Raw genomic sequence first — 10,490 nt, 5'->3', positions numbered from 1 at the left:
CGCGGTGCGGGGCGCGACGGCCGACGGGCCGCCAGACGGGGCGGCCGCCGAAGCGCTGCTCGGCGCCGCCCGCGACGCCTTCGCCAGGGGCGTCGGCACGGTCGCCTTGATCAGCGCCGTGCTGCTGGTCGCTCTCGCCGGGCTCACGATGGCGCTGCTGCGGCACGTACGGCCCATCGGGGCGCCGGAGGAGGAGTGAGGAGAGCGACGCAGACGCCGACCGACGGGCGAACCCCCGTAGACCTCAGCCTCGGGGCGGCCTCAGCCCCGAGGCTGCCTCAGCCCGAGGCGGCCTCAGCCCCGGGAACACCTCAGCCCCGGAGGAACCGCACCGAAGGCCGGGAAAGGCCGTCCTCCCCCGGCGTCACCACCGCCCGCACCCCGTAGACCTCCGCGATCAGCTTCTCGGTGATCACTTCGGCCGGGGTGCCCGCCGCGTACGCCATGCCCTCCTTCAGGACCAGCAGGTGATCGCAGAACATGGCCGCCAGGTTGAGGTCGTGCAGCGCGACGACGCTCGTGACGGGGAGATCCGCCACCAGGGACAGCAGGTCAAGCTGGTGCTGGATGTCCAGGTGGTTGGTGGGCTCGTCCAGGAGGAGTTCGCGGGGTTCCTGCGCGAGGGCGCGGGCGATCTGGACGCGCTGGCGCTCGCCGCCGGAGAGCGTGTGCCAGGCCTGGGCGGCGCGCTCGGTGAGCCCGGTGCGTGCGAGGGCCTCACGTACGGCCCGCTCGTCGTGGGGCGTAGGGGTCGACCACGCGCGGCGGTGCGGGATACGGCCCAGGCGTACGACATCCCGTACGGTCAACTCGGCCTGTGTCGACGCGTGTTGCTCGACCACGGCGATCCGCCGGGCCACCGCGCGGCGGCCCGTGTCGGACAGGGTGCGGCCGTCCAGGGTGACCACTCCGGACGCCGGGGCGAGGACGCCCGCGAGCATGCGCAGGAGCGTGGACTTGCCGGAGCCGTTGGGGCCGAGGAGTCCCACGGTGGCGCCGGCGGGCGGGGCGAGGCTGACGCCGTCGACGACGAGCCGGCCACCCGCCTCCCGGGAGACCCGGTCGGCACGGAGACCTGTGGCGACTGTGACACCTGTGGCGTCTGTGGCGTCTGTGGCGCCCGTGGCCTGCGAGAGATGCACGTCGTACGTCACGTCGTCCTCCGCGTCCGGTACAGCACCGCCACGAACGCCGGTACGCCGATGAGCGAGGTCACCACGCCGACCGGAACCTCCTGAGGGTCCAGGGCCGTGCGGGCCAGCGTGTCCACCCAGACCAGGAAGACCGCGCCGGCGAGTACCGTGACCGGGAGCAGCCGGGCGTGGCCGGAGCCGACGACCGCGCGGGCCGCGTGCGGCAGGACCAGGCCGACGAAGCCGATGGCGCCCGCCGAGCTGACCAGGGCGGCGGTCAGCAGAGCGGTCGTGCAGAGCAGGACGAGCCGCGTGCGGGCCACCCGGACGCCCAGCGCCGCCGCGGCCTCCGGGCCGAACGCGAAGGCGTCGAGGGTGCGGGCGTGGCCGAGGCAGACGGCCAGTGCCACCGCGAGCACCGCCGCGCACAGCCAGACGTCCGTCCAGCCGATCCCGCTGAGCGAGCCGAGGAGCCAGAACAGGATGCCCCGGGTGGTCTCCGCGTCGCCCGCCGTGAGGACGACGAACGACGTGAGCGCGGAGAAGAGCTGCATGGCCGCGACGCCGGACAGCACGACGCGGTCCGTCGTGTCGCCCAGCGTGTGGCTCAGGAGCAGGACCAGCGCGAAGGAGCAGAGCGCGCCCGCGAAGGCGCCCGCGGAGACCGACACCACTCCCCCGCCGACGCCGAGGACGACGACCGCGACCGCTCCCGTGGACGCCCCGGACGAGACTCCCAGCACGAAGGGGTCGGCGAGGGGGTTGCGGAGCAGGGACTGCATGACCGCCCCGCAGACCGCGAGGCCCGCGCCGCACACCGCGGCGAGCAGGGTGCGCGGCATCCGCAGGTTCCAGACGATGCCGTCCCTGATCGGGCTGAGCGGGCTCTCGCCCCAGCCGAGGTGGGCGGCGACGGTCGCCCACACGTCGGGCACGGAGATGTCGGCGGGGCCGATGGTGACCGCCACGGACACGGACATCACGAGCGCGGCGACCCCGGCCGGCCACAGGAGCGCCTGCCGCACACCCTTCCGTACGCCGTCCGGCACGTCCTCCTGTACGCCGGCGTCCCCACTGCCCTGCCGAACGCCGTCCCGAACGCCGGGCGCGGCCTCCCTCACTTGACCAGCCCGAACTTCCGCAGGCCCGCGGCGACCTGTTCGATGCCGTCGACCGTGCGGATCGTGGGGTTCATGGCCTGGCCGCTGAGCAGGACGTACCGCTTCTTCTTCACGGCGGTCAGGTTCTTGGTCGCCGGGTTGGACTCCAGGAACTTGATCTTCGCCGCCGCGCTCTCGGCGGACTGCGACTTGCGGGTGAGGTCGCCGATGACGAGGACGTCGGGGTCGCGGTCGGCGACGGTCTCCCAGTTGATCTGGGGCCATTCCTCGCGGGTGTCGTCGAAGACGTTCTTCGTGCCGAGTTCGCGGGTGATGATGCCGGGCGCGCCGCAGCAGCCCGCCATGTACGGGGCGTCGGAGTTGGCGAACCAGTACAGGAGCGTGGTGTCCGCGGCGGCTGCCTTGTCGATGTCCTTCGTCGCCTTCGTGACCCGGCGCTTCATGTCGGCGACCAGCTTCTCGCCGCGCCGCTCGACGTGGAACACCTTCGCCAGGTCGCGCACCTCGTCGTAGACGGTGTCCATGGTGAGGGTCTTGACGCGTTTGCCGTCGCCGTCGCCGTTGTTGTCCTTGCCCGCGCAGTCGGTGGGCGAGACGTAGACGGGGACGCCGAGGTCGTCGAACTTCGCGCGGTCGGCGACGCCGCCCTTGCCGACCGTGTAGAGGAAGGAGGCGCTGACGAAGTCCGGCTCCTTGGCGAGGACCTTCTCCAGCGACGGGTAGCGGTCGGCGAGCCGCTCCACCTTCGCGTTGTCCTTCTCCAGGCCCTTCAGGACCGGGTCGGTCCAGGTGCCGGTGCCCGCCATGCGGTCGGCGAGGCCGAGGGAGAGGAGGATCTCCGTGGAGCCCTGGTCGAGGGAGACGGCCCGCTGCGGCGGTGCCTCGACCTTCGCCTCCTTGCCGCAGGAGGCGACCGTGACCGGGTAGCCGTCGGCGCTCTTGCCCGCGGACTTCTGTGCGGAGCCGTCGCCGCACGCGGTGAGCGCGAACAGGCAGGCACAGAGGAGGGCGGATATACGGGCTGTCGAGGACACGTGATCCCTTGAGTGTCACGGCTCATACGCGGAGCCTGGCCTGCGTCGGACCCCCGCCGCCGGGTGAGCGGCCGGAGGGCGCCAGCAGGTCTTCGGACTCGGGATCGGCCGGGCGGGGCGCCTTCCCGGGCGTCTTGCGACGTCCAGTGGCCGTGGCCCCGCCCGTCCCCCTCACCGCTGCGCGTCAGTTCCGGATTCGCACCGGATTCCCTGGCCCAGGTGTGGGTTTGACTGGCTTGCGCAAGTTATCACGCTCCTTCACGGGGTCGGCCCGGGCCTCGGCTCGCCGCGGTAGGTGCCGAAGGACCAGCGGTTTCCCTCGGGATCGGCGATACCGAACTCACGACTCCCGTACGGCTTGTCCTCGATCTCAGCGGTGATCCTGACGCCGGCCGCGGTGAGGCGCTCGTACAGGGCGTCGACCTGGTCGGTGACGATGTAGGCGCCGGAGGTGCCCGGCGTGCCGCAGGCCTCGGAGGCCGACTCGGGGTCGTACGAGCCGAGCATGATGCCGCCGCCCTCGGGCCAGTCGAGCTGGGCGTGGGCGACGCGGCCGCCGTCCTCGTAGACGGCGGTGCGCAGGAAGCCGACGGTGCCGACGAGGAAGTCGATCAGCGCGGGGGCGTCCTCGGCCTGGAGGGCCGGCCAGATGGCGGGGGCGGGTGTGGTGAGCGGCTGGTGCTGTGTGGTGTCCGGTGTGGTGTTCATGTGTCCCACTCTTCTCCCGCGTCGTGTGCCCCGGCTTGGATATTCCGGCACTCTTCGGCCAGCCATCGCGTCGGGCTTGCCTCCGTGTACTGCCGGAAGTCGCGTACGAGGTGGGAGTGGTCGTAGTAGCCGGTGTCGGCGGCGACCCGGGCGAGGTCCGGCGGGCCGCCCGCCGCGACGGCCCGGACCATGGCGGCCTTGGCGTGCTGGAACCGCATCAGGCGGGCGGCCTGCTTGGGGCTCAGCCCGGTCTCGGCGCGGAACAGCGTGGTCAGCCTGCGCTCGCTGAGCGCGACGTGCCGGGACAGGCCGCCGAGGGTGCCCGCGCCCCGGTGCCGGGCCAGCCACGCCCAGGCCTCGGCGACCTCCGGCCGTACGGAGGCGGCGCGGTCCGGGACGGCGCACCGCCTCAGGTAGGCCGACAGGAGGGTGAAGCGGTCCTCCCAGCGGTCCAGCTCGCACAGGCGCTCGCGGACCTCGGCGGCGTGGTCGCCGAAGACGTCGGTGCCGCCGACGACGAGCTGTCCGGCCAGTTCGGCGGCGGGCAGGCCGAGGAGCGGGCGGGCCGCGAGAGGGTGCACGGCGAGCTGGATGCCCGCCTCGTGCTCGGGCTGGACGACGTACGCCGGGCTCTGGTGCAGGCCGCCCACGACGATGTCGGTGCGCGCGGCCCGCGGGCCCGTGGCCTGGTCGGGAGTGCCGCCGGTGGCGATGGGCCCGTCCAGCGAGAAGATCACCGTCAGGTACGGCGACGGGAGGCCCCGGTGCAGGGCGGGCCGCTGCCCCGCGGTGCGGTAGCCGACCGCGGAGACGACCATGCCGTCGAGCCGCGGAACGGCCCGGACGAACTCACGGGAGCCCATGGACCCAGTATGCGCGGAGCCCCTCCGCTACCCGTGTTCACCTGCCTCATGCCGCCGCGCCCCGGTGACTTCGATCATGGGAAATGCCTGCCGCGCCCCATAGCATTGCGCGCCGCTCCGGACGGGGCCGCGCATCGCTCTCAGGGAACGGCAGGGACGTAGAGACATGGCAGTACGGGCAAAGGGCAAGCTGGCCGTCATCGGCACCACGGGCGCGCTGGCCGCCGCCGTCCTCGCGGGCAGCGCACTGTGGCCGACGAGCGAGGCGACCGCCGCCGGCACCTCGGCGGCCACCGCCCGCGAGCTGTCGCACTGGCCGAAGCCCGTTGCGAAGAAGCTCGGCAAGGTCATCGCGGAGAACGGACACAAGGGCGCGTACGCCGTCTTCGACGCGGACAACACGACGTACCGCAACGACCTGGAGGAGTCGCTGCTCCCCTTCCTGGAGATGAAGGGCGTCCTCACGCGCAAGACGATGGACCCGTCCCTGAAGGTCATCCCCTTCAAGGACAAGGCAGGGCACAAGGAGAGCCTCTACAGCTACTACAACCGGCTGTGCGAGGTGGACGACCAGGTCTGCTACCCGTGGGCCGCGCAGATCTTCTCCGGCTTCACGCTGAAAGAGCTCAAGGGGTACGTCGACGAGCTCCTCGCGTACAAGAAGCCGATCCCCGCCGAGTACTACGAGGACGGGAAGCCGACGAAGACCGAGGTGAAGCCGCCGGAGTTCTCGCGCGGCATGCAGCAGCTCTACAAGACGCTCCAGGCGCACGGCATCGAGGTGTACGTGGTCAGCGCGGCCAGCGAGGACCTGGTGCGCATGGTGCTCGCCGACCCGAAGTACGGCTACGGCGTGAAGCCGCAGAACGTCCTCGGGGTGTCCATGCAGCTCAAGGACCGCAGGACCGGTGAGGTGACCAGCTCCCGCAAGGAGATCGCCGAGGGCCGCTTCGGCGAGAAGGACCGCGCGAAGCTCGCGAAGCGCGAGCTGACGCCGAACCTGTGGGCGCCGCTGACCTGGTACGAGGGCAAGCCCGCGGCGATCAACACGTACATCGACGAGTGGCGGAAGCCGATCCTCGCGGCCGGCGACACCCCGGTCAGCGACGGGCCGATGCTGTTCCACTCCGCCGACGTCGAGCACGGCGGCGTGCGCGTCTGGGTCAACCGCAAGGACTCGTACATGAAGCAGCTCGACGGAATGAAGAAGAAGAACGCGGAGCGGCAGCGCGAGCTGGGCCGGAAGGTGACCGCGGACAAGCGGTGGCTGACGGTCACGCCGGACCAGATCGGCTGACCGGCTTACCGGGTCCGCCGGCCGGCTCGGCTGACCGGATCGGCTGACCGGATCGGTTGGACCGCGCAGGATGGGCGGCATGACTCAGGAATTCCTCGCCACGGAACCCGTCCTGTCCGCCTTCTCCTTCGCCTGTGACGGCGAGACGCTGAGCTGCGCCGAGGCGCTGCCGGGCGTCGCGCGGACCCCTGCCACCACCGTCGTCCTGCTGCACGGCGCCGGTGGCGGGAACAAGGCGCGGCTGGCCCCTCTGCAGGCCGACTTCGCGGCGCGTGGCTGCCGGGCGCTCGCGCTCGACTTCTCCGGGCACGGCGAAAGCACGGGCGCGCTGCGGGAGTTGAGCCTGCGGCGGCGGTCGGCGCAGGCGGCCGCGGTGGTCGAGGGGCGGGTGCCCGACGCGGACCGGCTGGTCTTCGTCGGGTTCAGTATGAGCGGGCAGACCGTGGCGGACCTGGTGGCGCGGTTCGGCGCGCGGGTCACGGGCGTCGGCCTGTGCGCACCCGCCGTGTACGCGGCGGAGGCCTGGCCGCTCCCCTTCGGCGCAGGCGACAGCCGCTTCACCGAGATCATCCGCACGCCGGACCGGTGGCGCGAGTCCGCCGCGCTCGACGTCTACCGGGGCTTCGGCGAGCGCGCGGTGCTCGTCGTGCCCGGCACCGACGCGGTGATTCCGCCCGCGGTCACGGCTGCCGTGGGCGCCGCGCTCGCCACCCGCGCCCGGTTCGAGCGCATCGAACTGCCGGACGCCGACCACGCGTTGGGCGCCTGGCTGCGGGACCACGCAGAGGACCGGCGACGGCTGGTGGACGCGCTGCTCGGCTGATCCGGCTGATCCGGTTGACCCGGTTGACCCGGTTGACCCGGTTGACCCGGTTGATCCGGGCTACGTTTCGGGCGTCGCCGCCCACGCCGCCACCCACTTGGCGAGTGTGCCGCCCGACCGGGTCCACGCGAAGTGGTCGAGCCGGTCGCCCGCCTCCTCCACCGTGTAGTGACGGCGGGTGAGGCGGGCCCGCGGGACCTTGCCGAGCAGGTGGTCGAGGGCGGACGCCGGGGCGAACGTGTCGCCGTCGACGGAGACGGCGAGCACGGGCAGGTCCAGCGCGGCGAGCGCCGCTTCGTAGTCGAGCGCGGAGCCCTGGCCGCTGTAGCGGCCCGTCCGCACCTGCCGGGCCCAGTCGCGCATGACGCCCTTGGACTGGTTGCCGCCGAAGCCGAGCCGGGTGCCGGGCCAGCGGCCGAGCGCGGCCGCCGTCGCGGTGATGAGCAGTTGGACCAGGAGCAGACCGGGGCCGCGCACCGGGCCGAACGCGCGGAACCAGACGGAGCCGGTGGCGACGACCGCCACCCCGTCGACACCCGCGTTCTTGGCGTCCTTCGCCAATGAGGCGTACACGAGGCCGAGTTGGCCGCCGAGGCTGTGGCCGAGGAAGTACAGGGGTGTTTCGGTGCCGAGCTCGGCGCGGATCGCCGCGACGACCGCGGGGATGTCCTCCTCGACGATCTCGCGGTAACCGTGCCCCCGTCCGGAGGTTCCGTGGCCGGACGTTCCATGGCCGGACGTTCCGCGGCCGCTGGCGCGTGGGGCCGCCTCGCCCTGGCCGCGCAGGTCGACGGTGAGCGCCGTCAGGCCCTCGTCGCGCAGTCGGGCCGCGAAGCGGCGGTAGAAGCGGGCGGGCGTGCCCATCGCAGGCAGGACGAGCACCGCGGGGGCCGGGGGCGGGCCCGGCGCGGGCCCCGAGCCGGACGGCAGGAAGCGTTCCGGCGCGGGGGCGCGCAGGGCGCGCACGGGAAGGCGGGTGCCGTCCGGGAGCTCGGCGGTCGTCAGGAGCGGCAGTTCGCCGACGGGGTCCGGATGGGTCATGGGGCCCAGCATGTCCCATCGCACACATGACCGCACAGACCCGTGCGGGTCCCGTGGGGAACCCGTACGGAATCCGTGGCGGGCCGTGCGGGAGCGGGGCCCGCGGCGGCCGACTCCCGCCAGGGGCCCCGCGTTTGCTCAGCGGCTGTACCGCATCAGCGCCCGCACCATGTGGCAGGTGATGTCGGACGGCGGATGGATGCCGACCTCCTCCGCCATGCTTCGTATCGTGCTGTTCTTCGCCTGGTTCGGCAGATAGACGCCCGAGTCGAGCAGGGCGATGGCGAGGCGCATGGCCTTGAGGCGGCGGTTGTGGTTGACGTACCACTCGCGCGGCCGCCCCGGGGGCAGCGCCTTCTTCTCCAGCGGCACATACGGCAGGTCGATCAGGACGGGCTTCGGTACGGTCTTGGACACACGCTTCGATGTGAGTGCGGCAGCGGGCACTGGCATCCTCCTGTCGCGGTCAGGACCCCCCGTCGGGCGCCCTCGAACACTACTGTGATTCTACTGCGGGGCACTGACAATCGCCGCTGGCCAGAAGGGCTTTGAGGTATTCGAACAGATTCCTGGAGCGCGGCCTGCGACGGGTGGTTCGCGGGGAGCTCACGGGTAGCGTGTGGGGCATGGAGATCTGGATCAACCCCGCCTGTTCGAAGTGCCGGAGCGCGCTCACTCTGCTCGACGCGGAGGGCGCCGACTACACCGTCCGCCGCTACCTCGACGACGTACCGAGCGAGGACGAGATCCGCGACGTCCTCGACCGCCTCGGCCTCGAACCCTGGGACATCACCAGGACGCAGGAGCAGGACGCCAAGGATCTCGGCCTCAAGGACCGCGAGGCCTGGCCCCGCGACGCCTCGGGCCGCGACCGCTGGATCAAGGCGCTCGCCGACCATCCGAAGCTGATCCAGCGCCCGATCATCACCGCGGACGACGGCACGGCAGTGGTGGCCCGCACGGGGGAGGCGGTACGGGACGCGCTGTCGCGTTGAGGGCCTGTGTTCGGTTGAGGGCCTGTGTTCGGGGGTGTATACGGAAGGTCCTCGCGAGCGCGCCGCTCGCGGCCCCGCACTCGGAAAGTGCCGCCTGCACGCCGTACTACGCACGGCCGCCAACGCCGCCAAGGCCACCAACGCCGCCATCAAGTGACGTGCGCCACACTCGCCTCAGGTAACACGGGGTTCACATGAGAGCAACGGTCGGGAAATCGCCGGTTGCCAGGCTGCCGCTCATCACCACGGCACCGCAGCACCCGCACGTTCTGCGCCGTACCGAGCGTTATGAGGATGAGGCCCCGTGACCTTCAAGGCTGAGTACATCTGGATCGACGGCACCGCGCCGACCGCCAAGCTCCGCTCCAAGACCAAGATCCTGGCGGACGACGCGAAGGGCGCCGAGCTGCCGCTCTGGGGCTTCGACGGATCCAGCACGAACCAGGCCGAGGGCCACGCGTCGGACCGCGTCCTCAAGCCGGTCTTCACCTGCCCGGACCCGATCCGCGGCGGCGCGGACATCCTCGTCCTGTGCGAGGTCCTCAACACGGACATGACGCCGCACGAGTCCAACACCCGCGCCGAACTCGCCGAGGTCGCGGGCCGCTTCGCCGCGCAGGAGCCGATCTTCGGCATCGAGCAGGAGTACACGTTCTTCGAGGGCGACCGTCCGCTCGGCTTTCCCGTCGGCGGCTTCCCCGCCGCGCAGGGCGGCTACTACTGCGGTGTCGGCTCGGACGAGATCTTCGGCCGTGACGTCGTCGAGGCGCACCTGGAGAACTGCCTCGAGGCCGGCCTCGGCATCTCCGGCATCAACGCCGAGGTCATGCCGGGACAGTGGGAGTTCCAGGTCGGCCCGCTCGCCCCGCTGGAGGTCTCCGACCAGCTGTGGATCGCCCGCTGGCTGCTGTACCGCACCGCCGAGGACTTCAAGGTCTCCGCGACCCTCGACCCGAAGCCGGTCAAGGGCGACTGGAACGGCGCGGGCGCGCACACCAACTTCTCCACCCGGGCGATGCGCGAGGGCTACGCGCCGATCATCACCGCCTGCGAGGCCCTCGGCGAGGGCTCGAAGCCGCTGGACCACGTCAAGAACTACGGCGCGGGCATCGACGACCGCCTCACCGGCCTGCACGAGACCGCCCCCTGGGACGAGTACAAGTACGGCGTCTCCGACCGCGGCGCCTCGGTCCGCATCCCGTGGCAGGTCGAGGTGGAGCAGAAGGGCTACATCGAGGACCGCCGCCCGAACGCGAACGTCGACCCGTACGTCGTGACGCGGCTGCTCGTCGACACGTGCTGCACCGCGCTGGAGAAGGCCGGCCAGGTCTGACGCCGCCATGACCGCCACCGACGGGGGCGCCCACCGGTTCCGGTGGGCGCCCCCGTTGCCATCTGATTCAATGGGGGGCATGGGCAGCAACCACCAGATCACCGCGACGGGTCGTCATGACCTCGAGCCTTTCTGGCCCTCC

11 protein-coding genes, 1 pseudogene and 1 riboswitch are annotated in these 10,490 nt (G+C 71.9%); of the genes and pseudogenes, 5 read left to right on the top strand and 7 right to left on the bottom strand.

The window, feature by feature from the left end; all coding sequences use genetic code 11:
• Window positions 1–199, top strand: a pseudogene (locus AB0N81_RS07035) (hypothetical protein); the annotation flags it as partial.
• 112 nt (window positions 200–311) lie between these two features.
• Here the strand turns inward: AB0N81_RS07035 and AB0N81_RS07030 are convergent.
• The 5 genes from AB0N81_RS07030 to AB0N81_RS07010 form a co-directional block, all read right to left on the bottom strand.
• Window positions 312–1,154: an ABC transporter ATP-binding protein gene (locus tag AB0N81_RS07030; RefSeq protein ID WP_365356357.1), complete on the bottom strand. Its 843-nt coding sequence runs from the start codon at window positions 1,152–1,154 to the stop codon at window positions 312–314.
• Complete coding sequence (locus AB0N81_RS07025) at window positions 1,151–2,113, bottom strand: iron chelate uptake ABC transporter family permease subunit (RefSeq protein WP_365356401.1); 963 nt, start codon at window positions 2,111–2,113, stop codon at window positions 1,151–1,153. Before AB0N81_RS07025 ends, AB0N81_RS07030 begins: the two co-directional genes overlap by 4 nt.
• A gap of 137 nt (window positions 2,114–2,250) precedes the next feature.
• Window positions 2,251–3,288 (bottom strand): ABC transporter substrate-binding protein, encoded by a 1,038-nt coding sequence (locus AB0N81_RS07020; protein ID WP_365356355.1) that lies wholly within the window; start codon window positions 3,286–3,288, stop codon window positions 2,251–2,253.
• 65 nt (window positions 3,289–3,353) lie between these two features.
• Window positions 3,354–3,539: riboswitch (cobalamin riboswitch) on the bottom strand.
• A 7-nt stretch (window positions 3,540–3,546) separates the two neighbouring features.
• The gene (locus AB0N81_RS07015; protein ID WP_365356353.1) at window positions 3,547–3,996 is read right to left on the bottom strand and encodes a VOC family protein; all 450 of its coding nucleotides are present in this window, start codon (window positions 3,994–3,996) and stop codon (window positions 3,547–3,549) included.
• Window positions 3,993–4,859, bottom strand: coding sequence for a helix-turn-helix domain-containing protein (locus tag AB0N81_RS07010; protein WP_365356351.1), 867 nt, complete (start codon window positions 4,857–4,859; stop codon window positions 3,993–3,995). Before AB0N81_RS07010 ends, AB0N81_RS07015 begins: the two co-directional genes overlap by 4 nt.
• Window positions 4,860–5,025: 166 nt before the next feature.
• Between AB0N81_RS07010 and AB0N81_RS07005 the strand changes: the two genes are divergently transcribed.
• A complete protein-coding gene (locus AB0N81_RS07005; protein WP_365356350.1) occupies window positions 5,026–6,156 on the top strand; it encodes an HAD family hydrolase in 1,131 nt (376 codons plus the stop codon).
• Between the two features lie 79 nt (window positions 6,157–6,235).
• Window positions 6,236–6,979 (top strand): alpha/beta fold hydrolase, encoded by a 744-nt coding sequence (locus AB0N81_RS07000; protein ID WP_365356348.1) that lies wholly within the window; start codon window positions 6,236–6,238, stop codon window positions 6,977–6,979.
• Window positions 6,980–7,039: 60 nt separating this feature from the next.
• Here the strand turns inward: AB0N81_RS07000 and AB0N81_RS06995 are convergent, their stop codons facing one another.
• Window positions 7,040–8,020, bottom strand: coding sequence for an alpha/beta fold hydrolase (locus tag AB0N81_RS06995; RefSeq protein WP_365356346.1), 981 nt, complete (start codon window positions 8,018–8,020; stop codon window positions 7,040–7,042).
• Window positions 8,021–8,158: 138 nt separating this feature from the next.
• Window positions 8,159–8,467, bottom strand: coding sequence for a hypothetical protein (locus tag AB0N81_RS06990; protein ID WP_365356344.1), 309 nt, complete (start codon window positions 8,465–8,467; stop codon window positions 8,159–8,161).
• A gap of 179 nt (window positions 8,468–8,646) precedes the next feature.
• Between AB0N81_RS06990 and AB0N81_RS06985 the strand changes: the two genes are divergently transcribed.
• Both AB0N81_RS06985 and glnII read left to right on the top strand, forming a co-directional pair.
• Window positions 8,647–9,015 carry an arsenate reductase family protein gene (locus AB0N81_RS06985; protein ID WP_365356342.1) on the top strand — a complete coding sequence of 123 codons (369 nt, stop codon included), beginning with the start codon at window positions 8,647–8,649 and terminating at the stop codon, window positions 9,013–9,015.
• A gap of 304 nt (window positions 9,016–9,319) precedes the next feature.
• Window positions 9,320–10,348 (top strand): glutamine synthetase, encoded by a 1,029-nt coding sequence (gene glnII, locus AB0N81_RS06980; RefSeq protein ID WP_365356340.1) that lies wholly within the window; start codon window positions 9,320–9,322, stop codon window positions 10,346–10,348.
• Window positions 10,349–10,490 lie beyond the last annotated feature (142 nt).

The sequence above is a fragment of the Streptomyces sp. NPDC093510 genome, from assembly GCF_040683555.1.
GTDB lineage: Bacteria > Actinomycetota > Actinomycetes > Streptomycetales > Streptomycetaceae > Streptomyces.
Note: the sequence above shows the minus strand (reverse complement) of the source record. Positions and strands in the feature narration are given on the sequence as shown.

What these genes read in the sequence shown, in the direction of transcription:
- AB0N81_RS07000 (WP_365356348.1), top strand. Translation starts at nt 6,236, where the DNA reads ATGACTCAGGAATTCCTCGCCACGGAACCCGTCCTGTCCGCCTTCTCC.
- AB0N81_RS07025 (WP_365356401.1), bottom strand. Translation starts at nt 2,113, where the DNA reads ATGTCCGTGTCCGTGGCGGTCACCATCGGCCCCGCCGACATCTCCGTG.
- AB0N81_RS06995 (WP_365356346.1), bottom strand. Translation starts at nt 8,020, where the DNA reads ATGACCCATCCGGACCCCGTCGGCGAACTGCCGCTCCTGACGACCGCC.
- AB0N81_RS07005 (WP_365356350.1), top strand. Translation starts at nt 5,026, where the DNA reads ATGGCAGTACGGGCAAAGGGCAAGCTGGCCGTCATCGGCACCACGGGC.
- AB0N81_RS07015 (WP_365356353.1), bottom strand. Translation starts at nt 3,996, where the DNA reads ATGAACACCACACCGGACACCACACAGCACCAGCCGCTCACCACACCC.
- AB0N81_RS06985 (WP_365356342.1), top strand. Translation starts at nt 8,647, where the DNA reads ATGGAGATCTGGATCAACCCCGCCTGTTCGAAGTGCCGGAGCGCGCTC.
- AB0N81_RS07010 (WP_365356351.1), bottom strand. Translation starts at nt 4,859, where the DNA reads ATGGGCTCCCGTGAGTTCGTCCGGGCCGTTCCGCGGCTCGACGGCATG.